Here is a 24,683-nt window from a genome sequence, read left to right as displayed (position 1 = left end):
GGGTCGGCGGGGAACCTTCAGGAGGCGGCATGGCCGGGGCGCTTCGGCTCGGTGGGCGCACGTTCGGCCCGGACGAGCTGGTGGTGATGGCGATCGTCAACCGCACGCCGGACTCGTTCTTCGACCGGGGCGCCACCTTCGCACAGGACAGCGCGCTGCGCGCCGTGGAGCGGGCGGTCGAGGAGGGCGCCGAGATCATCGACATCGGCGGGGTCAAGGCCGGCCCGGGCGACGAGGTCGACGTGGCCGAGGAGATCCGCCGCACGGTGCAGACCATCGCCGCCGTCCGGGCCGCCTTCCCCGACGTGGTGATCTCGATCGACACCTGGCGGGCCGAGGTGGCGGTGGAGGCGGTGGCGGCGGGCGCCGACCTGCTGAACGACACCTGGTCCGGAGCCGACCCGGCACTGGCCCAGGTGGCGGCGCGCACCGGCGCCGGGCTGGTCTGCTCGCACGCCGGCGGGCTGGCGCCCCGCACCCGCCCGCACCGGGCGGCCTTCGCCGACGTGGTCGCCGACGTGCTCACGACGGTGACCGGGCTCGCCGAACGCGCGGTCGCGCTGGGCGTACGCGCCGACGGGATCCTGATCGACCCGGCACACGACTTCGGCAAGAACACCCGCCACTCGCTGGAGATCACCCGCCGGCTCGGCGAGCTCTCCGGCACTGGCTGGCCGCTGCTGGTGGCCCTGTCGAACAAGGACTTCATCGGCGAGACGCTGGACCTGCCCGTGGCGGAGCGGCTGGAGGGGACGCTGGCGGCCACCGCGGTCTCGGCCTGGCTGGGCGCCCGGGTGTTCCGCGCGCACCAGGTCCGCCCCACCCGTCGGGTGCTCGACATGGTCGCCTCGATCCGGGGCGACCGCCCGCCGACGCTGACCCGGCGGGGCCTCGCCTGACCGTCGCCGCACGGGGGCGGCAGACCGACCGTCGACCGACCGGGGACGGTCAGGACCAGCGCAGGATGTCCTTGCGCCAGGCGTAGAGGATGCCGAGCGCCAGCACCGCGACGAAGACCGCCATCTCCACGACCGTGACCATGCCGAATCCCGGCCGGTCGAAGACGACCGCCCAGGGGAAGAGGAAGACCGACTCCACGGCGAACAGCACGTAGAGGTACGCATACACGTAGTAGCGGATCTGCATCTGCGCCCAGTCGGCGCCGACAGGGTCGAGGCCGCACTCGTAGCTGGCGCGTTTGCCGACGGGATCGGCCGGCCGGGCAGGACGTAACACCCGGTTGGCCGAGAACGCCGTAACGAAGAAGAGGACGCTGGCGAGCAGGAGCAGCCCGAGCGTCGCGTACGAGCCCAGGTAACCGGTCACGGTCGCCGAGCCTACCGCTCCTCGTCGCCGCCCGGGTCGAACCCGTTACGGATTCGTTTCCCGCTGGGACTAGTGCCTCCTGGCAACAGTTGTCGAATATTGGGATCTCACTCATCGTGACCGGAGGACAGATGGCGCGCGTCGACGTACGGCCCGGCCGGCGAGCGCGTGACCGACGCGCCGTACCCCTGCTGGCGATCGGCCTCGCGGTGGGGCTGACCGTCACGGCGGTGCCGGGCTGGGCGGCCGCCGCGCCGGCCGCCGCCTGGGTCGCCTCGCCCGCGACCGAGCCGGTCGAGGAGCCGGGCGAGGAGCCGGGCGAGGACCCCCCGACGGCGGATCCGACCGACCCGGGGCCCGTGCCCACCGAGGCGCCCTCGACCACGGCGCCGCCGCCGGAGACCACGCCGCCGGCCGCGACCACCGCGCCGGCCCCGACGACGGCCGCCCCGCAGCAGCCCGCGCCGACCACCGCCGCGCCCACCACCGGCGGGCCGCCCCCGGCGCCGTCGGTGCCGCCGGTCCGGCCCTCCGCGCCGGCCGCCACCCCGCCGGCGCCCCTGGCCGGGGTCAGCGTCACGACCGACGACGTGACCCTGACCGCCGCGTACTGGAACGCGCCGAACACGGTGACCACGCTGCGGGTCACCGTCACGAACACGGGCGCCACGCCCGCCCGGATCCGGCTCGCCTACACGCTCCCGGCGGGGCTGACCGACACCGGCACCGAGGGCTGCGCCCCGGTGGGCGGCGGGGAGCACCACTGCGGTGAGTGGTCGAGCGCGCCCGGCGCCCGCTTCAGCACCTTGCTCCGCGTACGGGTCGACGGCGACGCCTGGAAGCGGATGCCGCTCAACGGCTCCGTTCGGGTCACCGCGACCGCGCCCGGCATGCCCGGCACGGTGGGCGACGACGAGGGCTTCGCGGTGCTCTTCCCGCCCGGCCCGCCGGTGCCGGGGATCAGGCTGGACGCCGACGCGGTCTCCTTCGACATCAGCGGCGGGTCGAGCGGGCTCGACGTACGCCTGGCCAACACCGGCCGGGTGGACGCCGAGGGTCGGGTCGACGTCGTCCTGCCGGCCGGGGTGACCGTGCCGACGCCCCCGGCGGGCTGCACCACGGTCGACCCCACCCGTACGCGCTGCCACCTGGGCACCCTCGCCGCCGGCCGCAGCGTGCAACTGCGGCTACCGGTCTCCGCGACCCCCGAGGCCCAACGGCAGGCCCCGCTGGCCGGCGCGGTGCTCGGGCAGCTCGACCCGCGCAGCGGTCGGGCCCGGCAGGTGCAGATGAGCTTCCGGATCACCGCCGCCGCCGCGCTGGCGACCCCGGTGGCCTCGCCGCCCGCGCCGACCGGGTCGCAGGGCGTGCTGGCCGCCGGGGTCCCGGCCGTCGGCGACGACGCGGGCGGCTCGGTGCGGCGCACGGCGATCCTGCTGATCGCGATCTCCGCGCTGCTGGTGGTGCTCGCCCTCGCCCTGGCCACCACCTCGCTGCGGCGGCGGATGGCCGCCCCGGCGGGTGCGTCGACGGCAGCGACGGAGTGACCCGGCCGGCCCCGGCGACGTCGGGGCCGGCCGCGCACCCGCCCCGCCAGCGGTGATCTGGATTACGGCGGGCGGATGGAAACGCCTCAAATCGGGGTGGAATCTCGCTTGATCCCATCCCACAGGGCGGCCTCCGAGAAGGTTGGGGCGGCGATTCGACGTAGGCTCTCAGGTGAGGTAACTACAGCGGACCGGGCCCGCCTCCGCGGGTCTGGTGCAGCGGTGCGTCAAGGAGGTCACGTGGCCGGGCAAGGCGAGGTCACCATCATGTTCAGCCGCCCGAGCGACCGCGCCCAGCGAAGCGAGGTGCAGGCGTGACCAAGCAGATCCGTCAACTGGACCGGGTGGTCATCCGCTTCGCCGGTGACTCCGGCGACGGCATGCAGCTCACCGGCGACCGGTTCACCTCGGAGACCGCGCAGCTGGGCAACGACATCTCCACGTTGCCGAACTTCCCGGCGGAGATCCGGGCCCCCGCCGGCACCCTGCCGGGCGTGTCGAGCTTCCAGGTGCACTTCGCCGACTACGACATCCTGACCCCCGGCGACTCGCCGAACGTGCTGGTGGCGATGAACCCGGCGGCGCTCAAGGCGAACCTCGCCGACCTGCCGCGGGGCGCGGACATCATCGTCAACACCGACGAGTTCACCAAGCGCAACCTGGCCAAGGTCGGCTACCAGTCGAGCCCGCTCGAGGACGACTCCCTCGCCGGCTACGTGGTGCACCCGGTGGCGCTGACCTCGATGACGGTCGGCGCGCTCGCCGAGCAGGCGGTGTCGAAGAAGGACGCCGAGCGGGCCAAGAACATGTTCGCCCTCGGCCTGCTCTCCTGGATGTACAACCGGCCCTACGAGTCGACGCTGCGCTTCCTGGAGCGCAAGTTCGCCGCCCGCCCCGAGCTGGTCGCGGCTAACGTCGCGGCGTTCCGGGCCGGCTGGAACTTCGGCGAGACCACCGAGGACTTCGCGGTCCGCTACGAGGTCAAGCCGGCGAAGATGCGGCCGGGCACCTACCGCAACATCACCGGCAACGCGGCCCTGTCGCTCGGCCTGGTGGCCGCCGGCGTCCGCTCCGGGCTGCCGGTCTTCCTGGGCGCCTACCCGATCACCCCGGCGTCGGACATCCTGCACGAGCTGAGCAAGCACAAGCGCTTCGGCGTGCTCACCATGCAGGCCGAGGACGAGATCGCCGCCGTCGGCGCGGCACTGGGCGCGTCGTACGGCGGCTCGCTCGGCGTCACCACCACCAGCGGCCCGGGCGTGGCCCTCAAGAGCGAGACGATCTCCCTCGCGGTGGCGCTGGAACTACCGCTGGTCATCGTCGACGTGCAGCGGGCCGGCCCCTCCACGGGCATGCCCACCAAGACCGAGCAGGCCGACCTCAACATGGCGCTGTACGGCCGCCACGGCGAGGCCCCGGTCGCGGTGATCGCGCCGAAGTCGCCGGCGGACTGCTTCCACGCGGCCCTCGAGGCGGCGCGGATCGCGCTGACCTACCGCACGCCGGTCATCCTGCTGTCCGACAACTACGTCGCCAACGGCTCCGAGCCGTGGCTGTTGCCCGACGTCGAGTCGTTGCCCGACCTGCGGGTCGAGTTCGCCACGAAGCCCAACGGCGACGACGGCACCACGTTCCTGCCCTACCTGCGCGACCCGCAGACCCTGGCCCGGCCGTGGGCCGTTCCGGGCACCGCCGGGCTGGAGCACCGCATCGGCGGGCTGGAGAAGGCCGACAAGACCGGCGACATCTCGTACGACCCGGCGAACCACGACTTCATGGTGCGCACCCGGGCGGCCCGGATCGAGACGATCCCGGTGCCGGACGTCGAGGTCGAGGACCCGGACGGCGACGCCCGGGTGCTGGTGCTCGGCTGGGGCTCCACGTACGGGCCGATCGGCGCGGCGTGCCGGGGCCTGCGCCAGCGCGGCCACGCCATCGCGCAGGCGCACCTGCGGCACCTCGCCCCCATGCCGGCCAACCTCGGCGAGGTGCTGCGCTCCTACGACCGCGTGGTCGTCCCCGAGATGAACCTCGGTCAGCTCGCCCACGTGATCCGGGCGAGGTACCTGGTCGACGCGATCGGCTACAACCAGGTCCGTGGCCTGCCGTTCACGGCCGCCGAGCTGGAGACGATGCTGGAAGAGGTCCTGAAGAATGTCTGAGCCCGTCGCCCTCAAGCTCACCGCCAAGGACTTCAAGTCCGACCAGGAGGTGCGCTGGTGCCCCGGCTGCGGCGACTACGCGATCCTCGCCGCGATCCAGCAGTTCATGCCGGAGCTGAACATCCCGCGCGAGCGGATCGTCTTCGTCTCCGGCATCGGCTGCTCGTCGCGCTTCCCGTACTACATGAACACCTACGGGATGCACTCGATCCACGGCCGCGCCCCGGCGATCGCCACCGGCCTGTCGGCCAGCCGGCCCGACCTGTCGGTCTGGGTGGTCACCGGTGACGGCGACGCGCTCTCCATCGGCGGCAACCACCTGATCCACGCGCTGCGCCGCAACGTCAACCTGAAGATCCTGCTGTTCAACAACCGGATCTACGGCCTGACGAAGGGGCAGTACTCGCCGACCTCCGAGGTCGGCAAGGTCACGAAGTCGACGCCGGCCGGCTCGGCCGACGCGCCGTTCAACCCGCTGTCGCTCGCGCTCGGGGCCGAGGCCACCTTCGTGGGCCGCACCATCGACTCCGACCGCAAGCACCTCCAGTCGGTGCTGCGGGCCGCGGCGGAGCACCAGGGCTCGGCGTTCGTGGAGATCTACCAGAACTGCAACATCTTCAACGACGGCGCGTTCGAGCAGCTCAAGGAGCCGGCCACCCGCGACGACTTCCTGATCCGGCTGGAGCACGGGCAGCCGATCACCTTCGGCAAGGACGGGCAGTTCTGTGTCGTGCACCCGCCCGGCGGGTTCGGCCTGGAGGTCCGGGAGACCGCGTCGGTGAGCCCGGGCGAGATCGTCGTGCACGACGCGACGGTCGCCGACCCGGCGTACGCCTTCGCGCTGTCCCGGCTGCCCGGCCTGGACCTGCGCAACACCCCGATCGGCGTGTTCCGCTCGGTGGACCGGCCGTCCTACGACAGCGTGGTGCAGGGGCAGCTCGCGGAGGCGAAGGCGAAGGTCACCGAGACCCCCGAGCAGCAGCTCGCCGGCCTCCTCGCCAGCGGGGACACCTGGACCATCCGCTGACCGACCGCCGTCGACGCGGCCCGCCCTGACGGCGGGACGCCACCGGGTGCCCGTACGGCGCCGACGACGCGACAGGGCCCGTCACCGACCGGTGACGGGCCCTGTCGCACGCGGGTCAGGGCGTGGCGCTCGTCTGGGGGCGGTCGTCGCGTACGTGCACCAGCATGTCGCCGGTCTCGATGACGGCGCCGGCCTTGTCGGCCAGGGTGACCACCTTGCCCCGCCGGACCAGGGCGATGACCAGCGATTCCAGCTCGCGGGGGGAGCGGCCCACCTCGGCGCGCTCGGCGGAGCGCATCGCCAGCGCCATGCCCTGGCCGGGGGTGAGCAGGTCCTCCACCACGTCGATCAGCGGCGGGGCCGAGGTGGACAGGCCCAGCAGCCGGCCGGCGGTGGCCGAGGAGACGATCACGTGGTGGGCACCGCTCTGCTTGAGCAGCGGGGCGTTCTCCGCCTCGCGGGCCGCGGCGATGATCCGCACCTGCCCGGCGGTGAGCTGCCGCACGGTCAACGCCACCAGGACCGAGGCGTCGTCGCTGTCGGTCGCGATGATCACCGCCTTGGCGTTGCGTACGTGCGCCTCGTTGAGCACCGACGAGCGGGTCGCCGAGCCCTCGATCGCCACCAGGCCGGCCGAGGTGGCCTGCCGCAGTGCGGGACCGCTGCGCTCCACCACCACGATCCGGGACTTGTCGAGCCCGTTCTCCAGCAGGGCGGAGACCGCGCTGCGCCCCTTCGTGCCGTAGCCGCAGATGATGACGTGGTCCTTCACGGCTCTCCTCCACCGCGACAGGCGACGCCCGGTGCGGTACTGCTCGGTCAGCACTTCCAGCGTGGTGCCGACCAGGATGATCAGGAAGATCACCCGGGCCGGCGTGATGTAGACGACGTTGATCAGCCGGGCGCTCTGGCTGACCGGGGCGATGTCGCCGTAGCCGGTGGTCGAGAGGCTGACCACCGTGTAGTAGAAGCAGTCGAGGAGGCTCAACCCGTCCTCGTTGACGTCGCGGTAGCCGTCCCGGTCGAGGTAGACCACGGCGACGGTGGCGAAGACCAGGCCGAGGGCGGCGGCCAGCCGGAGGCTCAGCGCGCTCAGGGGCCCCCGTCGCTGCGCGGGAAAGTGGATCACGTGAGGACCTGCCCCGGCCCTGTGGTCGCCTGCACGACCACAACATAGCGGCCGGCGGGGATCTCGCACGGCCGGGCCACCGACCCGGGGGCGCAGGACGCCTCGCACGACGCGCGGCCGGACGGGCCGACCGGCGCGGCCGGCAGGGGGCATGATGGGGGTGTCCCGGACGACGAGCCCGAGAGCGAGGCCCGCATGTCGTTGCTGCGACGAGTGATCGGCGGGGTGCTGCGCCGGTTGCGGCTGCGGCAGGGCCGCACGCTGCGCGAGGTGGCCGAGGCCGCCGGAGTGTCGGTGCCCTACCTGTCGGAGGTCGAACGCGGTCGCAAGGAGGCCTCCTCGGAGGTGCTCGCGGCGATCTGCCGGGCGCTCGGCATCCGCCTGTCCGACCTGCTGGAGGAGGCGCGCGACGACCTGCGCCGGGTCGAGCCGCGCATCCCGGCCGCGCCCCGGGCCGGCCTGGCCCGGCTGGAGCGGGCGGAGGCAGGCCGCCCCGACGCCGCCGCCCCGGCGCTGCGGGCCGGTCCCCGGGCCGGCGGTCCGCTGCTGCACCTCGGCCCCCGTACGCCCGGCCCGACCCTGCGGGCCGGCCGGTCCGCCGCCGCCGCGGGCGTCCGCCCCGGTCCGCGTACCCGCGCCGCACTCGGCTGCGCACGGACGCGGGCGGGCATTCGGGCATTGACCGTCGTCTAGGCCGGCCGGTTCTGCCGTCGGCTGATCTGCCGCCGGCAGAATCGTTGGCTCCGCGCGCATCGTGCCGCGCAGGCTGGAGGGGCCGGTCCCCCGGGCGTCCTCCGGTCGCCCGCCGGCACTGCCAGGAAGGCGGACGCGATGATCGGTCTCGACGTGCGGATGATCGACGGTGGGCAGCCGTCCTTCGGCGACCAGGTGTTCGATCGGCTGCTGAAGGAACGGATCATCTTCCTCGGCACGGAGGTGACCGACGCCTCGGCGAACCAGATCTGCGCCCAGATGCTGCTGCTCGCCGCCGAGGATCCGGAGCGGGACATCACGCTCTACATCAACTCGCCGGGCGGCTCGGTGAGCGCCGGCATGGCCGTCTACGACACGATGCGGTTCGTCCGCAACGACGTGGCCACGGTGGCGCTCGGCTTCGCCGGCTCGATGGGGCAGTTCCTGCTCTGCGCGGGCAGCGCCGGCAAGCGTTACGCACTGCCCCACTCGCGGATCATGATGCACCAGCCATCCGGCGGGATGGGCGGCACCGCCGCGGACATCACCATCCAGGCGGAGAACATGCTGCACGTGAAGCGGACCATGCAGGAGCTGATCGCCCGGCACAGCGGGCGCGGCCTGGAGGAGATCCAGCGGGACTGGGACCGCGACCGGTGGTTCACCGCCGAGGAGGCCCGCGAGTACGGCCTGATCGACCGGGTGGTCACGAAGGCCGAGCATCTCCCGGGGAGCTGAGTGAGGTACCGGCACCGGTGCCGGACGCGCCCCCTCGATCCGCGTCCGACCCCCCCGGTCCGCGATGGCCGCCGCTGTGCCGACCGTCGATATTCGGAGCCTATTCCCGCCGCTGGGAATCCGCGCGGATCGCGGGCCACAGCGTCTTACGCACGAATCTCGTTACACGCGACGGCGGACGGGCCGGGCCGGACGTCCCACCGTGTCAGCGGCGCCGGCCTGGTGATCGTCCCCGGACGGAGTGGCCGCCATGCCCGGCGTCCGACGGGACAGGACCACCTACCATCGCCGGGTGGGCATCGGCGCGGACGACGTACGCCATGGCCACTTGATCATCTCCCCCGACCTCGCGACGGGCCGGGTGGAGCTGGTGGTGGAGTCACCCGGGCGGCGCCACGTGGCGACCCTGACCCCGGAGGAACTGGAAGCGGTCACGGAAGTGCTGGTCTCCGTCGACAGCGGGCCCGAGCGATCCGAGCTGAGCGCGAGGCTCCGGAAGACGATCGGCCGCGACCCCTTCGAGTCCGCCGGCGACGGCTCACCGCTGAAACTCGGCGGCCTGCCGTGGTGGGCTGAACTCCTGATGGCCCTCGGCGCGGTCATCAGCCTCACCGACGACCCCGGTGCCCCGCGAACCTTCCTCGGCGTGGCCCTGGCGGCCCTCACCCTCTACAGCCTCGTCCGTCGCGGCCTGCGCAGCTGGTCACGCCGGTAGGCCGGACAACCTCCCACCTGGACACTGGTCGTGGACCACGTGGCGGAGATCAGCTTCGGCGTGTGGTCCCTGCGACGACTCGTCGGCCGATGAGCACGACGACGATGGTGCATGCGGCGAGAGCGAGTGCCGCGAAGGTCGCGGTCTCATCCTCGCCCAGCGTCCCGAAACATGATGGAGAGCGGCTCGGACCACGACGTCAGCAGCAGGACAGCATTCCCAGCATCAGGCCGCCGACCTGCGCGACGATGAGCGCCCCGGGCCACGCCAGAACGGACACCACCAAGGGCCTGCATGTTCGAGACGTCCAGACCCGCCGCGAGGGCGCGGGTGGCGTCGACCATCCTCAGCGCGGACACGTCGATGTGCAGCAGCCGGGAAGGGGCAGCGACGAGCGGTGGCTTCGGGCGGCATACCACTGCACAGGGCAGGCCATCGACGCGAGAGCGCACCCGCAGGTCAGACGGCTTCTGGGCTGATCTTCGAGGTGCCCCCGGCAGGATTCGAACCTGCGACACACGGTTTAGGAAACCGATGCTCTATCCCCTGAGCTACGAGGGCGCGAGGGCCTAGTCTAGCGACCCGGGCGTTCACCTGGGGTGGCAGGGAGTCGCCCACCTTCACCCACGTCACCCGGACCCCCGTTCGCCCAGCCCAGGAACACACACAGCCATGCCCACTCCCGGCCCTGCGGGCGCGGCGACCTCGAGCCTGCCGCCGTCACCGGCCGGCACCTCGGAAACGATGTGCGGAACCCACGCAGCATGCTTCGCCGAGCGCGGGGCAGGCGTACGGCATGGTGGCCCATGACGGCTGGTCGCCGGCCGCCGTTCTGCGACCAGCCTGATCCCACGCCAACCGTCGCTGCAGCGGCTTCAATAGCGGTATGCAGGTCAAGAAGGACGGGCGGGACTGGCGCGTCGGCGCCGCCGCCGACGTGGGCTGGATCGCTGGTCACACCACTGCCGGGGTCTCGATCACCACCGGGATCCCGCCGGTCTTCGACGCCTACGCCACCACGTACCAGGCCGACTACGCGACCGCCGCCTACGAGCAGGCCCTGGTCGAGGACCTCGTCACGCACACGCCCGACCAGCCGTGGTGGCTGGGGTATCTCGACACCGGCGCCCACGACGTCGTCTTTCCCCACGCCCCGAGGGTGTTCCTTTACTGGAACTGGCCGTACGTGCTGGTCGAGGCCGGCCCCAAGCAGGCCCTCACCTGGCGCACCGGCGGTCACATGCGCCACGGCCGCGGAGCGCTACCCGACCTGTTCTTCCCCGCCGACAGGTCATGGCTGGTCTCCGCACTCTGGGACGACACCTGGACCTGCGTCGGTGGCCCAACACCACTGATCCACACCCTCGAACGCGACCCGGTAGCCAATGCCCGCAAGGTCCGATCCGACGAGGACGCGCTACCACCGGGGCTGACCCGCGAGTGACGACCCACGCCCCCGCCCTCTTCCTCGCTGGCCCGATCTCCTAGGACCGAAAGCCAAGCGTGCTTGGCCTAGCGTAGTAGGCTGACGGGCATGGGTCGGTTCTCCGAGGATGATCTGCATGCGGTTGTCTCCCGGTACGAGGCGACGCGGGCGCAGGCGTTGACCGAGCGGGACGAGCAGCTGCGGGCGTTTCACGCGGCCGGTTGGCGGCCGGTGGATCTGCAGCGGGTCACCGGGTACAGCCGGGAGACGATCCGTCAGGCACTACGACCGGAGGTCCGGCGGGCGACCAACCTCAGCCGGCGCAGGACATCACCCCAGCCGCCAGCGGACTACCGACCCTACGGTGAGCGGAAGCCCTACGTAGTGGCCGAAACCCTCACCGCGCTGCACGGTCCGACCGAAGGTAGCGTGACGCTTCCGCGTCACCTCGACTGGTCCGGGCACGCCGAATACGACCTTGACCGGCCCGCCCGCCTGGCCAGCATGTACAAGGTGGTGCTCACCGAAGCCAGTACCGTCGAGGATCTGGACACCTGGCTCGATGCCGACCTTCTCCGGCGGCTCTGGCCCACCCTCTGGCTGCCGCCCCAGCTCCGCCAGCGCTGGGAGGACGCCTTCCCCGAACTCGCCGCGACCCGCAGCAACGCGCCGTAGCGGTGGACCCCTTCCACGAACGCCTCGCCCGTACCGGACTCGCGGCAGCCGATAGACACGGCTTCGCGCTGGCCGGCGGCTACGCGGTCCAGGCCGCCGGGCTTCTGTAGCGGCCCAGCGAGGACGTCGACCTGTTCACCGCCTGGGACCGCCGCGACGAGTTCACCGCCGCCGTCGCCGCCGTCGTGCACGGCTACCGGGACGACGGCCTGACCGTCGAGATCGAGCGGCAGTACGACACGTTCGCCCGGCTGACTGTCACCGACGGTGTGCGGGTTTCCAAGGTCGAACTCGGCGTGGACTGGCGTGCCAACGAACCGATCCTCATGGCGATCGGGCCGGTCCTCCACCCGGATGACGCGGTCGCGACATCGGCGCTGCCTCAGTCGCTGTCGGCCGGGTTCAGCAGACCGGCGGCGGCCCTGTCGGACGCGGTCATCCCGGCGTGGAATGCCATAGACCCGACGAAGAGCAGGCGCGCGCCGGCCGCCGATCGCGAAACGTTGCAGAAAGCAGAATATCGATTAGGATCTTCTCCCATGATGCGGTCGAGGTCAGCGCTTTGGTCGGGTCGGGCGAACGCCGGCCTCGCGGCTGGGCGCTTTGGCCTGTTGCTGCAGCGGGTCCACGTCTCCATGGACGGCGGTGCCGGCGCCGCAATGGGATGGCCGGCCGCCAGATCAACCGCCTCGACGAGGTGAAGCGGCACGCCCGGTCCGCGTCGCAGCCGTACGAGCACCTCGGCGACCCGGCCGGTGCCGCCTGAGATCATCCGCCCCCTCCGTGTTCCGGGACAGTAGGGGACACCTGGCAGCCGACCACCACCTAATTAGGAGGAGATTAGAGTCATGTCCACGGTCCGACGACTCACCGCCGCTGCGGCGCTCGCCACGGCGATGCTGGCATCGAGCCTCGCCGTCGCCTCTCCGGCTTCGGCTGCCCCGTCGCCGGGGGTGCAGGTCTTCACCGGCTACGGCAGCAGCTCGATCCCGCAGATCGCGATGATCAACGCCCAGAACCAGGCCCGCAACGTGGCCTATGCCGCGGGCTATTCGGAGCCGTTCCTCCAGTGCTCCAACGGGGTGTCCTCGGTGAGTCAGCCCATGCCCAACTTCTACTTCGCGCAGGCCCAGATCATCTGCGCCGCGTGAAAGCTCCGCCGGGTGACCGGACCGAAGTATCGATCGGTCCGGTCACCCGGGGCGGCAGTTGACCGTCGGCCAGGTCCAGTTGCCGTTGGCGGTGCTCGTCACCGCGAAGTTGTCGCCGCTGCCGTTCGGCCCGGCGGTGATGCCAGGGTTTACGTTGCTCTGTAACCGTCGGTGGCATGATCGGGACCTACATCTCGGCTGGTCAGTCGATCTCGGCTGACTGTTCAGCCGGAAACCGGGTGCTCGTAGATCCGGGTCCTCGGGCGACTCGGCGACGGATGGATGTGCCGGCTCGGTGCGGGTCACCCCGCCGGGCACCCGTCGCCGGCGGCTCGTCGGGTCGGGGCAGGTGGGCGATCGACCGTCGGGTCTGCGCACCGATGGAACCGGCGAGGGAGAGCTCCGGCAGCCGTTGCTCCTCCTGGGCCGGCAACGCGGCGAGCACCACCATCGCGAACAGGAAGGTGGCGACGAACGTACCGAGGGTCGCCTGGATGGTCCGGTCCTGCAGGAAGGCCAGAAGCTCTTTCGCATCCCGGCCAGCCGCGCGGACACGGTGCGAGGTCGGTTCATGACGTGTGGCTCGTCATCGGCGGTCGGCCGGAACGACGGCGACAGTTTCCGTTGCCTGGAGCGGGTGGACGGTGATCTCCTGCGTCACCGACGCCACCCGGATGCCGTTCTCGGCGAAGCGGTCCAGCACCCGCCGGGTGACCTGGTCCTTGACCTGCCGTGCGGTGCGGACCGGCACCACGATCCGGGCGGACAGCTCGACCCAGTTGGGGGTGGCCCGGACGAAGACACGGGCGTCGACCTCGGCATCGGCGACCGGGTAGCGGTGGCGCATCTGCTCGATGGCGCGCCGCGCCTCGACCGTCGACGGGATGCTCTCCGCCTCCTCGCACAGGATCCGCTCCGCCAGGTGCCAGTCCGCCTCGTACGGCACGGGCCGGGTCAGCTCCTTCTCACGATGCGAACGCAGGTCGCGGGTCTCCATGAGCGGTCTACCGAATCTCGCAGACGACGAAGCGGCGGGTGGCATCTCCTACCGTGAGCCAAGCGATCCCGACGAAACACACGCAGCCAAACCCGCCGCCTCCGGGCATCAGGGTCTACGGCTGTCGGTGCCGCGCCCGTTCAACCCGGCCCGCCCGCAGTGCGAGAAGTTGGTGGCACCTCGACGCTCAGCCACGATCACGGCGGAACACACAGCCATCCCCGGCACTGCGGGCGCGGCAACACCGATCCTGCCGCCGTCGCCGGCCGGTATCCCGTTCACGATGTGCGAGGCTGCGGAGCATCAGCGCTCCACGAGCACGGGGGCGAGTGCTATCGGGATGTGAAGGACCGGCAGGGGATGCCGCTCATGTGGTCGGGGCGTTGAGGACGCAGTCGACCGCCGTGTAGAGGGTTTCGGTTTCGGACACCAGGATCGAGTCCATCTTCATCGCCACGATGCTCCTCACCCCGCCTCAGTCGGCGGGCGAGGAATACGGCGTAACTGTTCACGGCCGCACACGGCGCGACGGATCCGTACATCATCGTCTGGTACTTGTGCTCTGGACCGGACTGGCCATCATCACCTGGCGCACCGGCGGGCTTGAGATCACCGTCGTGCTGCACGCCGCACTCAACACGTTCACGTTCGTCCTGGCCACAGCCCTGTGAGTGGACCCCGGTAGCGCACTCCAGGACCGCTCAACCGGAGCCGGCACGCCGTACCAGTTCGTCCCCACCTTCGCTGTCATCGTCATCACCGCAATCATCTGGTGGCGCATCGAAAAGACAGGCCCAGCACTCACCACGGGCCGTTATCAAACATCACGTCACACCCGATCGTGACCCTCGGCGAGGCGACGGCCGTGCTGCGTACGACTGACGGCGGCGGCTCTGCAGCGGTATCCGGGCGCGACCCCGTGGCGGATGACCGCGGCTGACTACCTGCCTGCGGCGTACACCGGCACGGCCCTGCTCGGTACGCCCACCCGGACGCCGTGGGACGAGTCGCTGGGCGAGTCGATGCGGCGCACCGGCCGAGCGGTGATGGAGGAGCGCCTGCTCGATCGGCTCATCGCCGACCTGGGCACGGCCGGGGCCAGGTGACGGTCCGGCGATGGCTCGCCGGAGGCCGCGTTCCGGCGGCCTCCGCTGTTGACTGATCGGTCAACTAACCGCTACCTTCGACTGGTCGGTCGAGTCCGGGAGGCGCGAATGGCCCGCGATACGCGTGAACGGATCGTGGCGGTTGCCCGTGACCTGGTCCATGGCGCATCCCTGGCCGCGGTCAGCACCGAGGACGTGTGCCGGGCGGCTGGCGTCCACAAGGGCAGCCTGTACCACTTCTTCGCCTCGAAGCAGGCCCTCGGCGGCGCGGTGCTGGAGCACAACTGGGCGATGATGAGCGCGGTGCTCGAGGAAGCCTTCGCTGACGACCTGCCGCCGCTGGCACGGGTCGACCGGTTCGTGGACAGCTTCGCGCGGATGCTCACGCTGATGCGCGACCGGTTCGGCACCACGCCCGGCTGCCCGCTCGGCTCGCTCGCGGCCGAGTTCGCCATGCACGGCGACGATGCGCGGGCCCAGGCCATCCGGCTGCTGCAGGCGTGGAAGGCCTACTTCTCCACGGCCATCAGCGAGGCGAAGGGTCGCGGCGAGGTGGCATCCACGGTGGACGCCGAGACCGCCGCGACTCGGGCACTTGCCCACTTGCAGGGCCTGGCGCTGCTGGCGAAGGCGATGGACGATCCCGGCCTCGTCCTGCAAGCCAAGACGGACATCCGTCTGCTGCTGCAGGCGCCGCGCTGATCGATACGGCGTTGGCGCCCATTGTGCTGGCAGCAGAGTTGACCGATCAGTCAAACACCTGGGAGGGGAACATGTCACCGACATCCGCACACGCCGCATCCGAAGGCAACGCGGCGGCGTACCGTTTCAACCGGTTCCGTACCGGTCTGCTCATCGACGACCTGACCTTCGACCGTGGCGCACCCGCGCCGGGCGACCATATGCCGGCGTTCGACCTGCCCACCCTCGACGGCGGCCGGTTCCGTGACACCGATCTCGGCCGCCTTCCGGTGCTGCTCGTCTTCGGTTCCCGCACCTGCCCGGTGACCGAGAGCGCCGGCCCGGTGCTGCGCCTGCTGCACCGCGAGTTCGGCGACCGGGTCCGCTTCGTGCTGGTCAACACCCGGGAGGCTCACCCGGGTGAGCGGTTCGACCAGCCGCGCACGTGGGCGCAGAAGCTGGCCCACGCCGAAGAGCTGCGCCGCCATCACGCTGTCAGCTTCGAGGTCGCGGTGGACGACCTCGACGGCGGGCTGCACCGCGCGATGAGCCCGAAACCCAACTCCGCCTATCTGATCGACACCGCCGGAGTCATCCGTTACCGCGCTCACTGGGCCAACGACGAGCGCGGCCTTCGCTCCGCTCTGATCCACCTCACCGCCGGCCGCCTTCCGGAAAGTGACCGCAGCCGCGCGATGATCGGCCCGCTGCTGCGCGCAGTCGGCCACCTGCCCGGCGTGGTCCGCTTCGCCGGTGGCCGAGTCGAACGAGACGTCTGGCTCGCCGCGACGCCCCTCGCGGTGCTCGGCCGCGTCTCACAGTTGTTCCGCCGGCTCCCGCATGATCGACGAGGCGCCGCCGCAGCACTGCTTGTCGCCACTGTCGCGACACTGACCGTCGCCGCGGTCATCGCGGGGCGGTGAGATCCCGGCTGGCGGAACGGGCTGTCGCGTTCGCACTTGTCTGGGATCACTGCACAGCGGTCACGTTCGCAGCCCCGTCGACCGGGCCGCCGGACGCACTCGCGTCCCGGCGGCCCGCCCTCCGTCAGTCGGTCGTCAGCCGTTGTCGATCAGGCTGGCGATCTGGTTGTAGATCACGTGCGCCTTCGCGCCCTGGTTCGACGGGCAACCGCCGAGGTGGTGCAGGGCGATGACCCGGTGGCTGGAGTTCAGCACGGGCGACCCCGAGTTGCCGCCGGAGGTGTCGCAGCTGTAGCTGATGTTCCAGCTGTTGTAGTTCGCGTTCTTGACGGTGCACGTCGCGCCGTTCTGGGTGTCCTCGAAGATCGAGAGGCGCTTGGGCCTGCCGTCGCCGTGCGCCGGGATGTACATCCGCGTGCCGGTGCTGGTGGCGGTCGTCGCGAGGTACAGCGTGCCGAAGCTCTGGATGCTGGTGAAGTTGTTCACCGAGTACAGCGCGTAGTCCAGCTCGCCGGATCCGCCGCTGCTCACCTTGTAGAGCGTGGCGCCGCTGACCTTGGTGCCGGCGCCGGGGTTGTTGCCGCCGCAGGTGGCGCACTGGTAGTTGAACTGCATCTCACTGCCGCTGACGGCGGACTGCGTGGAGAAGCAGTGCTTGTTGGTCAGCATGCGGTTGGTGTTGCCGACCCGCCAGGTGGTGCACATGCCGCCGCCGCTGATCAGCAGCCGCGCCACGGCCCTGCCGCGCGCGTACTCGGTGGGGTGGCTGTTCTGGTAGCAGACCGCGTCGCGGCGGGCGTCGGTGCTGCAGACGGACTGCGTGGAGAGGTTGTGCTGCGCGATCTCGGTGCGGTCGTAGCCGCGCCAGAACCGGTCGATGGTCGCGACGTTGCCACGGGAGGCGCGGCTGCTGTGCAGCGTCACCACCGCCGTGTCGCCCTCCACCGACATCGCCCAGAAGCCCGGCAGACCGTCGGTGGTGTAGTCCGAGCCCGTGGCCCGGTTCAGGTAGCGGTCGTAGCGGTGGCTCTCGCGGCCGTCGGGGCTCGACACCGTGACGTAGTCGCCGTGGGCGAGCCGCAGCGCGCTGAAGTGCACCTTGACGTACGACGCGCCGGGGTGCCGGATGATCTGCGTACGGCCGTCGCTGGCGGCGGAGAGCGAGCCCTCGACGGTGCGCAGCTCACCGACGGTGGTGACGCCCTCCGCTTGGAACTGGTCCGCTTCGGGCGCCCGCTGGGAGTGCGGTGCCAGAGGTTGCACCGCGGACGCCTCGGCGGCGGGTACCGACAGCACACTCAGCCCGAGCGTGCAGGCGCCGAGTGCGACCGCCGCCGTTCGCAGGCGGCGTAGGGCGTGTTTCATCGTCGCTCCCTCCAAGAACCAGCACCGGACGTGCTTCCCGTCTTCATACACGAGGGCAGGCAAGACATGCAAATATATCAATGGCTTTTCGAGGCCTCGGAGGAGTTGCGCGGCGGGTGGCGACGCGGTCAGCGGCGCAGGGTGCTCCTCGATGCACAACATCGACGAGACGGCGCACCGCCGAGCGCGCCGCCGGTCAGCGCTGCCAGCGCACGACCCCGCCGACCACGGTGAGCGCCACCGTGAGGTCGCGCAGGGCCGCCGGCTCGACCTGGTACGGGTCGGTGGGCAGCGCGATGAAGTCCGCGAGCATCCCCGGGGTCAGCCGCCCCTTCAGGTGCTCCTCGTAGGAGGCGTACGCGCCGGCCTCGGTGAAGCAGCGCAGCGCGGTGTCGAGGTCCACCCGCTCGTGCGGGTCCACACCGCCGGGCGGGGTGCCGTCGGGCTGCTGCCGGGTCACCGCGGCGTGGATGCCGAAGAACGGATCCGGGTCCTCCACCGGGGCGTCCGAGCCGAACGCCACCGTCGCGCCGGCGTCCAGCAGGCTCCGCCAGGCGTACGAGGCGAGGTCCCGGCCGGCGAGCATCCGGCTGGTCAGGGGGATGTCGCTGGTGCAGTGGGTGGGCTGCATCGAGGCGGTCACGCCCAGCCGGGCCAACAGCGGCACGTCCACCGGCCGCAGGTGCTGGGTGTGCTCGATCCGGTGCCGCAGCCGCCGTACCGCCCCGGCGACGGTCGGGTCGGTGCGCGCCGACTCCTGCCAACGGGCGTACGCCCGCAGCACCATCTCGTTCGCCGCGTCGCCGATCGCGTGCGCCGCGACGGCGATGCCGGCGCCGGCCGCCTTCGCCACCAGCCGCTCGAACTCCTCCGCCGGGGTCACCGCGATGCCGTGGTTGTGCGGCTCGCCCTCGTACGGCTCGGTCATCAGGCAGGTGTGCGAGCCGAGCGCCCCGTCGGTGAAGATCTTGACCGGGCCGGTGCTCAGCCACCGGTCCCCGTCACCGGTGGCCCAGCCCCGGTCGATCACCTCGTCCAACGCGGTCGACGGGATCGACTTGTGCACCCGCAGCGGCAGCTCACCCCGGGCGTACAGGGTCTCGTAGGCGGCCCGGCAGTCCTGCCCGTCGAGGTCGTGGATGCTGGTGAGGCCGGCGGCGAGCAGCCGGGGCAGGTGGGTACGCAGCTGCGCGACCAGGTCACCGGCGAGCGAGGAGCGCATGACGTCGTACGCCGCGTCCCCGGCCGCCTCCCGCAGGATGCCGGTCGGCTCGCCGCGTTCGTCGCGGGCGATCTGCCCGCCGATCGGGTCGGGGGTGTCGGCGTCGATGCCGAGCCGCCGGAGGGTGGCGGTGTTGACCCAGGTGGTGTGCCCGTCGATGCTGGGCAGCACGGCGGGCCGGTCCGGGCAGACGCGGTCCAGGTCGGCGCGGGTCGGCTGCACCGGCCGGTCCCACTTGTGGCTGTCCCAGCGCCCGCCGAGGAGCCAGGCGTCGGGCGACAGGGTGGCGGCGTGCCGGGCGATCCGCGTCAGCGCCTCGTCGAGGCTGGTCGTGCCGCGCAGGTCCACCTGCTCCAGGCCGCGCACGTAGAGCGCCGAGTGCAGGTGGCTGTCGATCAGCCCGGGCAGCACGGCCATGCCGGCGAGGTCGACCCGGCGTACCCCGGCGCCGGCGCGGTCGCGGCACTCGTCGAGGTCCCCGACGGCGACGATGCGCTCGCCGCGCACCAGCATCGCCTCGGCATGTGGACGGGCGGGGTCGAGCGTGTGGATCCGGGCGTTCTCGAACACCGTACCGGTCATGGGCTGCCTGCTTCGACGGTCGGGCGGGGGCCGTCCATGCTAGACAGCTCCCGGCCTTGGACGCCGGGCACCCGGGGTGTGCGGCGGTGAGGACGGGCCCGCGCGGGGGCCGCTTGCGGTACGCTACCCGGCAGTTACTACTACAACCTGTCGTGATTGTCGTCGGACATCACCTCCGGCGGCCCGACGCGGAGGTGCCGGATGGCCGACGACGCGGAGTTGACCGCGTGGGCGCTGGCCGCCGGCCGGGGTGACCGCAGCGCCGCCGCCTGCCTCGTCCGGGCTACGCAGCAGCAGGTGCGGCGCTTCCTCGCCGCGCTGGTCTCGCCCCGCGAGGCCGACGATCTGACCCAGGAGACCTTCCTGCGGGCGGTGCGGTCGTTGCCGTCGTACGCCGGACGTTCCTCGACGCGGACGTGGCTGCTCGCCATCGCCCGCCGGGTCGCGGCGGACCACGTCCGCACCCTGACCTCACGGCCGCGCACGGTGTCGATGCCGGCGGGCTACGACGCACCCGACCCGGCGCACAGCGGCTTCGACCGGCAGGTCGTGCTCGAACGCCTCATCGCGGCGTTGCCCCGCGACCGGCGGGAGGCGTTCGTCGCCACCCAGGTGCTCGGCCTGTCCTACGCCGAGGCGGCGCAGGTGTGCGGCTGCCCGGTGGGCACCATCCGTTCCCGGGTGGCGCGGGCCCGGGAGGATCTGGTCGCCGCCGCGCGGAGCTGGTCCGAGCCGGGCGCACGCCGGGGCGGCGACGCCACCGGATGAGCCGCGCTCCCCCGCGCTGACCTGCGGGCGGGCGATGGCCCGCCAAACTGCGCGGGAACCAACCACGCCTTCGCGCCGACTACCGGTACATGGGGTGTGAGCAATGGCGCGAGGTGCTGTCGGCGCGGTTGGACGGGGAGGAGACCGCCGCCGAGCGGGCGGCGGTGGCGGACCACCTGGCCGGCTGCGCCGGCTGCCGCAGGTGGTACGACCAGGCCACCGCGGTGACCCGCCGGGCCCGGCTCTCGGTCGCCGTCGCCGGTGACGACCTCACCGACGTCATCGTCGCCGCGCTGCCCACACCGTCCCCACGCCGTTGGCGGGATCGGGTCGTGGTCACCCTGCGGGCGGTCCTGGGTCTGGTCGGGGCGCTGCAACTCGTGCTGGGCCTGGCGCAGGTCGGACGCGGCACCGCGAGCGCGCACGCGCACGCGGCGCCCGGCGGGCTGGTGTCGGGGCACCTGTGGCACGAGTCGGCGGCGTGGAACGTCGCCGTGGGCGCCGGCTTCCTGTTCGTCGCGGCCCGGCGCACACCGCCGACGGGGCTGGTGCCGATGCTGAGCGCCTTCGTCGGCATGCTGGCGCTGCTGTCGGTCAACGACCTGCTGACGGAGCGGGTGGACACCACCCGGCTGGTCAGCCACGGCTTCCTCCTCGCGGGCTACCTCATCGTCGTCGCCCTGTCCCGCCCGGGGCTGCGCCCCGACGGTCCCGCCCGGCGCAGCCGTCCGGACGAGCCCCGCTGGAGCCTGCCCGCCGACGAGCCCACGGAGTCGCCGGGGCTGCGGCTGCTCCCGTCGCCGTACCCCGGCTCGGCGTGCGCCTCCGACCGCCGCGCGGCCTGAGGCGGTCCCGGGGCGCGGCGCAACCGGCTGAGGCCGCCTCACCGGCCGGGGCGCAGCGCCGGGGTGACCACCGACAGCTCCAGCGCGGCGGGCAGCGGCGCCACGCCCGGCCCGCCCGCCCGGACCCACCCGGTGATGTCGTCGACGACGGTGTCGTGCAGGACCAGGCCGAACCAGACCGGCCGCGCACCGGCGCGGCGGGCCGCCGGCGCGGGGTGGACGACGACGAGGTTCGACTGCGCGCAGAGGTCGAGGCAGTCGCTGACCCGTACCCGGTGCGGTGCCGGCAGCCCGGCGCGCAGCCGCCGCAACTGCGCGTCGTGGTCGACGGACGGGTGCTTGCGGGTGCTGCCGCAGCAGCAGTCGCGGCAGACGGTGACGAGGCAGCCCGGTGCGACGGTCATGGCGCGGGCGGGTGGTAGGTGATGGCGGGCCGCCCGGTGACCGGGTGCGCCACCACGTCGGCCCGTACGCCGTAGACGTCGGCGAGCAGCCCGGGGGTGAGGACCTCGGCGGGCGTACCGGCGGCGACGACCCGCCCGGCGGCCAGGACGACCACCGCGTCGCAGAACATGGCGGCCAGGTTGAGGTCGTGCAGCGCGGCCAGGGCGGTGATGCCCGAACGGCGGACCAGGTGCAGCAGGTGCAGCTGGTGGCCGATGTCGAGGTGGTTGGTGGGCTCGTCGAGCAACAGCAGCAGCGGTTGCTGGGCCAGGGCCCGGGCCAACTGCACCCGCTGCCGTTCGCCGCCGGAGAGGGTGTGCCAGCGGCGGTCGGCGTACCCGTCCAGGTCCACCCGGGCCAACGCGTCGGCCGCCGCGACGCGGTCGGCGGCGCTGTCCGACCAGCGCGAGCCGCGGTGGGGCGTACGGCCGAGCAGCACCACCTCGCCGACGGTGAGGTCCAGTTCCGTGTCGGCGTGCTGGGCGAGCAGCGCGGCGCGGCGGGCCAGCGTGCCCCGGGACAGGGTGGCGACGTCGTCGCCGCCGACCGTGACCAGCCCGGCGTCCGGCGCGGCGAGCCGGGCGACGATCCGCAGCAGGGTGGTCTTGCCGCAGCCGTTGGGGCCGAGCAGCCCGACGAGGCCGCCCGCCGGCACCGCGCAGGTGACGTCGTCGAGGATCCGCCGGGCCGCGACGGACCAGGACACTCCGGTGACGGTGAGCATCAGCCACGCACCTTCCGGCGGCGCAGCAGCACCACGAAGGCGGGCACCCCGAGCAGCGCCGTCAGCACGCCGACGGGCAGTTCCCGGGGCGCGAACAGGGTCCGCGCGGCGGTGTCCACCCAGACCAGGAAGATCGCCCCGGCGAGGACGGCGACGGGCAGCAGGCGCCGGTGGTCCGCCCCGGTGAGGAACCGGGCGGCGTGCGGCAGGATCAGCCCGACGAAGCCCACCGCGCCGCTGACGGCGACCAGCGCCGCGGTGAGCAGCGCGGTGGCGACCAGCAGCAGCCACCGCACCCGGCCGACGGGGACACCGAGGGTCGCCGCGGCGTCCTCGCCGAAGGCGAACGCGTTGAGCGTGCGGGCGTACGCCGCCACCAGGGCGAGCACGGCGGCCAGGACCGGCGCGGCCCAGGCCAGGGCGGCCCAGTCGACGCGGGCCAACGAGCCGGAGAGCCAGAAGGTGATGCTCTGGGTGGCGTGCGGGTCGGCGACCCAGATGATGACGAACGAGGTCGCGGCCCCGCAGAGCTGCGCGACGGCCACGCCGGCCAGCACCACCCTGGTGGGGGCCAGTGCGGCCCGCCGGCCGGCCACCGCGGCCACCACCGCGAACGCGGCCAGCGCCCCGGCGAAGGCGCCCCCGGTGAGCGCGGCGACCCCGCCGCCGAAGCCCAGGACGAGGACCGCGACCGCGCCGAGCGACGCCCCGGAGGAGACCCCGAGCAGGTACGGGTCGGCCAGCGGGTTGCGGGTGACGGTCTGCATGACCGCGCCGACGGCCGCCAGCCCGCCCCCCACCGCGGCGGCCCCGAGCACCCGGGGCAGGCGCAGCCGCCAGACGATGTGCTCGCGCAGCAGGGGCACCTCGGCGTGCGGAAGCCCCAGGCGGTCGGCCACGACCGACCAGACGGTCGACACGGGGATGTCGGCCGGCCCGATGGTGACGGCCACGCCGATCGACACGACCAGCCCCGCCAGCAGGGCCACCAGCAGCGCCGCCAGGCCGACCGGATGCGCCGCGCGGAACCCGGCGTGGCCGGCACGGCGGACAGCTCCGGGACCGGTGGGTCGGGTCGGGTCGGCGGCGTCGGTGCGGCTGTCCGGGTCGGCGGCGCGGCGGGCCACGGCGGTCAGCGGTCCACCCCGGCGGGGAGCCGCGCCACGCCCGCGGCGAGCGCCTCGACGCCGAGCACGACGCGCACGCCGGCGGAGGTGGACGTGAACGGGATCACGACGAAGCGTTGCCCGGCCACCGCCGGCAGGTCCTTCAGGGTGGGGTGCCGGGCCAGGAAGGCCCGCTTCGCGGTGGCCTGGTCCCAGCTCGCGTCGACCAGCACGATCGCGTCGGGATCGCGGTCCACGACCGCCTCCCAGCTGGTGTCGGCCCACGCGCCGGTGAGGTCGCCGAACGCGTTGCCCACCCCTACCGCTGACATGATCATGTTGGGGCTGCCGCAGCAGGCGCCCACGCTCGGGGCGTCGGTGCCGGCGTCCCACCAGAGCACCGACACGTCCCGCGCGCCGCCGATCCGGGCGGCCGCCGTGGCGATCCGGGCCCGCTGCTCGGCGATGAGCTTCTCGGCCCGCTCCGGCACCCCGAAGACGGCCGCCACGTCCCGGATCTCGGCGAACACGTCCTCGACGGTCAGCTTCGCCGGTCGGTGCTGCTTCGGGCAGCCGGCCGGCGAGAGGTACGTGCCGATGCCGAGCCCCGCCAGCGCGGCGCGGTCGCCGACGCCCTCGTCGCCGAAGGCACTGTGGAACGAGGCGTAGACGAAGTCCGGTGCCGCCTCCAGCAGCTTCTCCTTCGCCGGGTACCTGTCCGACAGCACCGGCACGGTGGCGTACGCGGCGGCGTGCTCGGGCAGGATCGCGTCGTCCAGGTACGCCGTGCCGGCCATCCGGTCGGCGAGGCCGAGCGCCAGCATGATCTCGGTGGCGGGCTGGTTCAGGGTCACCGCCCGCGCGGGCGGGGCGGCGACGGTGACCGGCGTACCGCAGTTGGTCAGCGTGACCGGGGCGGCGGACGGCGGGGGCGTCGTGGCCGGATCGTCCGTGGCGCAGCCGCCGAGCAGGACGACGAGGACGGACAGGGGCGCGGCGACGCGCCGGGACAGGGTGGACCGCACAGCGCGCACGCGCATCGGGACCGCCTTCCAACACCTCGTGGACGGGTCATCGCAATGCCGTGGCCGGTCTCCTGGCTGACGGGAGGTGCGTCCGTGGCCGGCCTTCCCAGGCGTGTGACGCCCAGTGACCTCTTACGACGAGGGCCGCGAACTTCCCGATCACAGTGGCGAGGGCCGCACCGGTCTTGCACCGGCTTCCCGAACACCACGGCAGCGTCACCCTAGCCGCCGGACGGCCCGGAAGTCACGTGACGAACACCATCGGGGACGACCCGACCGAGGGCGCCCGGCGGTGCGGGACGCCCG

The 24,683-nt window shown here is 72.5% G+C and carries 26 protein-coding genes, 1 tRNA gene, 1 pseudogene and 1 riboswitch; of the genes and pseudogenes, 17 read left to right on the top strand and 11 right to left on the bottom strand.

Annotation, left to right across the window (positions count from 1 at the left end; translation table 11 throughout):
- Nucleotides 1-29: 29 nt before the first annotated feature.
- Complete coding sequence (gene folP, locus KBX06_RS06305) at nucleotides 30-899, top strand: dihydropteroate synthase (RefSeq protein ID WP_210833233.1); 870 nt, start codon at nucleotides 30-32, stop codon at nucleotides 897-899.
- Between the two features lie 49 nt (nucleotides 900-948).
- Here folP and ndhC read toward each other — a convergent pair whose 3' ends face one another.
- Nucleotides 949-1,326 carry an NADH-quinone oxidoreductase subunit A gene (gene ndhC, locus KBX06_RS06300; RefSeq protein ID WP_210833231.1) on the bottom strand — a complete coding sequence of 126 codons (378 nt, stop codon included), beginning with the start codon at nucleotides 1,324-1,326 and terminating at the stop codon, nucleotides 949-951.
- Nucleotides 1,327-1,457: 131 nt separating this feature from the next.
- Here ndhC and KBX06_RS06295 point away from each other — a divergent pair, with 131 nt between their 5' ends.
- The 3 genes from KBX06_RS06295 to KBX06_RS06285 all read left to right on the top strand — a co-directional run bounded on the left by KBX06_RS06295 (nucleotide 1,458) and on the right by KBX06_RS06285 (nucleotide 6,062).
- A complete protein-coding gene (locus tag KBX06_RS06295; protein WP_210833225.1) occupies nucleotides 1,458-2,873 on the top strand; it encodes a hypothetical protein in 1,416 nt (471 codons plus the stop codon).
- A 314-nt stretch (nucleotides 2,874-3,187) separates the two neighbouring features.
- Entirely contained in the window at nucleotides 3,188-5,035 is a 1,848-nt protein-coding gene (locus KBX06_RS06290) for a 2-oxoacid:acceptor oxidoreductase subunit alpha (protein ID WP_210833223.1), read from the top strand.
- Nucleotides 5,028-6,062: a 2-oxoacid:ferredoxin oxidoreductase subunit beta gene (locus KBX06_RS06285; RefSeq protein ID WP_210833221.1), complete on the top strand. Its 1,035-nt coding sequence runs from the start codon at nucleotides 5,028-5,030 to the stop codon at nucleotides 6,060-6,062. Before KBX06_RS06290 ends, KBX06_RS06285 begins: the two co-directional genes overlap by 8 nt.
- A gap of 115 nt (nucleotides 6,063-6,177) precedes the next feature.
- On the opposite strand, the gene KBX06_RS06280 is transcribed toward KBX06_RS06285, so the two are convergent.
- Nucleotides 6,178-7,191 (bottom strand): TrkA family potassium uptake protein, encoded by a 1,014-nt coding sequence (locus tag KBX06_RS06280; RefSeq protein ID WP_210833220.1) that lies wholly within the window; start codon nucleotides 7,189-7,191, stop codon nucleotides 6,178-6,180.
- Between the two features lie 195 nt (nucleotides 7,192-7,386).
- Between KBX06_RS06280 and KBX06_RS06275 the strand changes: the two genes are divergently transcribed.
- The 3 genes from KBX06_RS06275 to KBX06_RS06265 all read left to right on the top strand — a co-directional run bounded on the left by KBX06_RS06275 (nucleotide 7,387) and on the right by KBX06_RS06265 (nucleotide 9,337).
- Nucleotides 7,387-7,884, top strand: a complete 498-nt coding sequence (locus KBX06_RS06275) for a helix-turn-helix domain-containing protein (RefSeq protein WP_210833218.1) — start codon at nucleotides 7,387-7,389, stop codon at nucleotides 7,882-7,884.
- Between the two features lie 138 nt (nucleotides 7,885-8,022).
- Entirely contained in the window at nucleotides 8,023-8,622 is a 600-nt protein-coding gene (locus tag KBX06_RS06270; protein WP_210833217.1) for a ClpP family protease, read from the top strand.
- A 292-nt stretch (nucleotides 8,623-8,914) separates the two neighbouring features.
- Entirely contained in the window at nucleotides 8,915-9,337 is a 423-nt protein-coding gene (locus KBX06_RS06265; RefSeq protein ID WP_210833214.1) for a hypothetical protein, read from the top strand.
- 488 nt (nucleotides 9,338-9,825) lie between these two features.
- Here the strand turns inward: KBX06_RS06265 and KBX06_RS06260 are convergent.
- A tRNA-Arg gene (locus tag KBX06_RS06260) sits at nucleotides 9,826-9,898 on the bottom strand.
- 325 nt (nucleotides 9,899-10,223) lie between these two features.
- Between KBX06_RS06260 and KBX06_RS06255 the strand changes: the two genes are divergently transcribed.
- From KBX06_RS06255 to KBX06_RS06240, 4 genes and pseudogenes are all read left to right on the top strand, one after another.
- Nucleotides 10,224-10,781 carry a hypothetical protein gene (locus KBX06_RS06255; protein WP_210833213.1) on the top strand — a complete coding sequence of 186 codons (558 nt, stop codon included), beginning with the start codon at nucleotides 10,224-10,226 and terminating at the stop codon, nucleotides 10,779-10,781.
- Between the two features lie 90 nt (nucleotides 10,782-10,871).
- On the top strand, nucleotides 10,872-11,438 hold the full coding sequence (locus KBX06_RS06250; RefSeq protein ID WP_210833212.1) for a hypothetical protein: 567 nt from the start codon (nucleotides 10,872-10,874) through the stop codon (nucleotides 11,436-11,438).
- Nucleotides 11,439-11,440: 2 nt separating this feature from the next.
- Nucleotides 11,441-11,806, top strand: a pseudogene (locus KBX06_RS28420) (nucleotidyl transferase AbiEii/AbiGii toxin family protein); the annotation flags it as partial.
- A 480-nt stretch (nucleotides 11,807-12,286) separates the two neighbouring features.
- Entirely contained in the window at nucleotides 12,287-12,589 is a 303-nt protein-coding gene (locus KBX06_RS06240) for a hypothetical protein (RefSeq protein ID WP_210833211.1), read from the top strand.
- Between the two features lie 202 nt (nucleotides 12,590-12,791).
- On the opposite strand, the gene KBX06_RS28665 is transcribed toward KBX06_RS06240, so the two are convergent.
- Complete coding sequence (locus KBX06_RS28665; protein WP_374225581.1) at nucleotides 12,792-13,100, bottom strand: DUF2254 family protein; 309 nt, start codon at nucleotides 13,098-13,100, stop codon at nucleotides 12,792-12,794.
- A 75-nt stretch (nucleotides 13,101-13,175) separates the two neighbouring features.
- Entirely contained in the window at nucleotides 13,176-13,586 is a 411-nt protein-coding gene (locus KBX06_RS06230) for a mechanosensitive ion channel family protein (RefSeq protein ID WP_210833210.1), read from the bottom strand.
- 458 nt (nucleotides 13,587-14,044) lie between these two features.
- Between KBX06_RS06230 and KBX06_RS27605 the strand changes: the two genes are divergently transcribed.
- From KBX06_RS27605 to KBX06_RS06210, 4 genes are all read left to right on the top strand, one after another.
- Complete coding sequence (locus KBX06_RS27605; RefSeq protein WP_247685265.1) at nucleotides 14,045-14,257, top strand: hypothetical protein; 213 nt, start codon at nucleotides 14,045-14,047, stop codon at nucleotides 14,255-14,257.
- A 207-nt stretch (nucleotides 14,258-14,464) separates the two neighbouring features.
- Nucleotides 14,465-14,692 (top strand): DUF2399 domain-containing protein, encoded by a 228-nt coding sequence (locus KBX06_RS06220; RefSeq protein ID WP_307854470.1) that lies wholly within the window; start codon nucleotides 14,465-14,467, stop codon nucleotides 14,690-14,692.
- A gap of 108 nt (nucleotides 14,693-14,800) precedes the next feature.
- On the top strand, nucleotides 14,801-15,394 hold the full coding sequence (locus KBX06_RS06215) for a TetR/AcrR family transcriptional regulator (RefSeq protein ID WP_210833209.1): 594 nt from the start codon (nucleotides 14,801-14,803) through the stop codon (nucleotides 15,392-15,394).
- A 71-nt stretch (nucleotides 15,395-15,465) separates the two neighbouring features.
- A complete protein-coding gene (locus KBX06_RS06210) occupies nucleotides 15,466-16,296 on the top strand; it encodes a redoxin domain-containing protein (protein WP_210833208.1) in 831 nt (276 codons plus the stop codon).
- 135 nt (nucleotides 16,297-16,431) lie between these two features.
- Here KBX06_RS06210 and KBX06_RS06205 read toward each other — a convergent pair whose 3' ends face one another.
- Both KBX06_RS06205 and KBX06_RS06200 read right to left on the bottom strand, forming a co-directional pair.
- Nucleotides 16,432-17,661, bottom strand: coding sequence for a serine protease (locus tag KBX06_RS06205; RefSeq protein WP_210833207.1), 1,230 nt, complete (start codon nucleotides 17,659-17,661; stop codon nucleotides 16,432-16,434).
- A gap of 196 nt (nucleotides 17,662-17,857) precedes the next feature.
- Nucleotides 17,858-19,465, bottom strand: a complete 1,608-nt coding sequence (locus KBX06_RS06200) for an amidohydrolase (protein WP_210833206.1) — start codon at nucleotides 19,463-19,465, stop codon at nucleotides 17,858-17,860.
- A gap of 201 nt (nucleotides 19,466-19,666) precedes the next feature.
- Between KBX06_RS06200 and KBX06_RS06195 the strand changes: the two genes are divergently transcribed.
- The gene (locus KBX06_RS06195) at nucleotides 19,667-20,233 is read left to right on the top strand and encodes a sigma-70 family RNA polymerase sigma factor (RefSeq protein ID WP_210833205.1); all 567 of its coding nucleotides are present in this window, start codon (nucleotides 19,667-19,669) and stop codon (nucleotides 20,231-20,233) included.
- An 89-nt stretch (nucleotides 20,234-20,322) separates the two neighbouring features.
- Nucleotides 20,323-21,078: a zf-HC2 domain-containing protein gene (locus tag KBX06_RS06190; RefSeq protein ID WP_210833204.1), complete on the top strand. Its 756-nt coding sequence runs from the start codon at nucleotides 20,323-20,325 to the stop codon at nucleotides 21,076-21,078.
- A 38-nt stretch (nucleotides 21,079-21,116) separates the two neighbouring features.
- Here KBX06_RS06190 and KBX06_RS06185 read toward each other — a convergent pair whose 3' ends face one another.
- From KBX06_RS06185 to KBX06_RS06170, 4 genes are read right to left on the bottom strand one after another with little or no spacing between them, the layout of a single operon-like run.
- Nucleotides 21,117-21,482 carry a hypothetical protein gene (locus tag KBX06_RS06185; protein ID WP_210833203.1) on the bottom strand — a complete coding sequence of 122 codons (366 nt, stop codon included), beginning with the start codon at nucleotides 21,480-21,482 and terminating at the stop codon, nucleotides 21,117-21,119.
- Nucleotides 21,479-22,246 carry an ABC transporter ATP-binding protein gene (locus KBX06_RS06180; RefSeq protein WP_210833202.1) on the bottom strand — a complete coding sequence of 256 codons (768 nt, stop codon included), beginning with the start codon at nucleotides 22,244-22,246 and terminating at the stop codon, nucleotides 21,479-21,481. Before KBX06_RS06180 ends, KBX06_RS06185 begins: the two co-directional genes overlap by 4 nt.
- Nucleotides 22,246-23,373 (bottom strand): iron chelate uptake ABC transporter family permease subunit, encoded by a 1,128-nt coding sequence (locus KBX06_RS06175; RefSeq protein ID WP_307854451.1) that lies wholly within the window; start codon nucleotides 23,371-23,373, stop codon nucleotides 22,246-22,248. The genes KBX06_RS06180 and KBX06_RS06175 overlap by 1 nt, the downstream gene beginning before the upstream one ends.
- Nucleotides 23,374-23,378: 5 nt before the next feature.
- Nucleotides 23,379-24,392, bottom strand: coding sequence for an ABC transporter substrate-binding protein (locus tag KBX06_RS06170; RefSeq protein WP_210833201.1), 1,014 nt, complete (start codon nucleotides 24,390-24,392; stop codon nucleotides 23,379-23,381).
- Between the two features lie 28 nt (nucleotides 24,393-24,420).
- Nucleotides 24,421-24,602, bottom strand: a riboswitch (cobalamin riboswitch).
- Between the last annotated feature and the right edge of the window lie 81 nt (nucleotides 24,603-24,683).

The organism is Micromonospora sp. C31, assembly GCF_018070575.1.
GTDB lineage: Bacteria > Actinomycetota > Actinomycetes > Mycobacteriales > Micromonosporaceae > Micromonospora.
The sequence above is the reverse complement of the archived record's forward strand: the minus strand, read 5'-3'. Positions and strand labels throughout refer to the sequence as shown.

What these genes read in the sequence shown, in the direction of transcription:
- KBX06_RS06270 (WP_210833217.1), top strand. Translation starts at nt 8,023, where the DNA reads ATGATCGGTCTCGACGTGCGGATGATCGACGGTGGGCAGCCGTCCTTC.
- KBX06_RS06215 (WP_210833209.1), top strand. Translation starts at nt 14,801, where the DNA reads ATGGCCCGCGATACGCGTGAACGGATCGTGGCGGTTGCCCGTGACCTG.
- KBX06_RS06210 (WP_210833208.1), top strand. Translation starts at nt 15,466, where the DNA reads ATGTCACCGACATCCGCACACGCCGCATCCGAAGGCAACGCGGCGGCG.
- KBX06_RS06285 (WP_210833221.1), top strand. Translation starts at nt 5,028, where the DNA reads ATGTCTGAGCCCGTCGCCCTCAAGCTCACCGCCAAGGACTTCAAGTCC.
- KBX06_RS06190 (WP_210833204.1), top strand. Translation starts at nt 20,323, where the DNA reads ATGGGGTGTGAGCAATGGCGCGAGGTGCTGTCGGCGCGGTTGGACGGG.
- KBX06_RS06200 (WP_210833206.1), bottom strand. Translation starts at nt 19,465, where the DNA reads ATGACCGGTACGGTGTTCGAGAACGCCCGGATCCACACGCTCGACCCC.
- KBX06_RS06275 (WP_210833218.1), top strand. Translation starts at nt 7,387, where the DNA reads ATGTCGTTGCTGCGACGAGTGATCGGCGGGGTGCTGCGCCGGTTGCGG.
- folP (WP_210833233.1), top strand. Translation starts at nt 30, where the DNA reads ATGGCCGGGGCGCTTCGGCTCGGTGGGCGCACGTTCGGCCCGGACGAG.
- KBX06_RS06180 (WP_210833202.1), bottom strand. Translation starts at nt 22,246, where the DNA reads ATGCTCACCGTCACCGGAGTGTCCTGGTCCGTCGCGGCCCGGCGGATC.
- KBX06_RS06195 (WP_210833205.1), top strand. Translation starts at nt 19,667, where the DNA reads ATGGCCGACGACGCGGAGTTGACCGCGTGGGCGCTGGCCGCCGGCCGG.
- KBX06_RS06170 (WP_210833201.1), bottom strand. Translation starts at nt 24,392, where the DNA reads ATGCGCGTGCGCGCTGTGCGGTCCACCCTGTCCCGGCGCGTCGCCGCG.
- KBX06_RS27605 (WP_247685265.1), top strand. Translation starts at nt 14,045, where the DNA reads ATGCTCCTCACCCCGCCTCAGTCGGCGGGCGAGGAATACGGCGTAACT.
- KBX06_RS06240 (WP_210833211.1), top strand. Translation starts at nt 12,287, where the DNA reads ATGTCCACGGTCCGACGACTCACCGCCGCTGCGGCGCTCGCCACGGCG.
- KBX06_RS06205 (WP_210833207.1), bottom strand. Translation starts at nt 17,661, where the DNA reads ATGAAACACGCCCTACGCCGCCTGCGAACGGCGGCGGTCGCACTCGGC.
- KBX06_RS06295 (WP_210833225.1), top strand. Translation starts at nt 1,458, where the DNA reads ATGGCGCGCGTCGACGTACGGCCCGGCCGGCGAGCGCGTGACCGACGC.
- KBX06_RS06185 (WP_210833203.1), bottom strand. Translation starts at nt 21,482, where the DNA reads ATGACCGTCGCACCGGGCTGCCTCGTCACCGTCTGCCGCGACTGCTGC.
- KBX06_RS06250 (WP_210833212.1), top strand. Translation starts at nt 10,872, where the DNA reads ATGGGTCGGTTCTCCGAGGATGATCTGCATGCGGTTGTCTCCCGGTAC.
- KBX06_RS06230 (WP_210833210.1), bottom strand. Translation starts at nt 13,586, where the DNA reads ATGGAGACCCGCGACCTGCGTTCGCATCGTGAGAAGGAGCTGACCCGG.
- KBX06_RS06255 (WP_210833213.1), top strand. Translation starts at nt 10,224, where the DNA reads ATGCAGGTCAAGAAGGACGGGCGGGACTGGCGCGTCGGCGCCGCCGCC.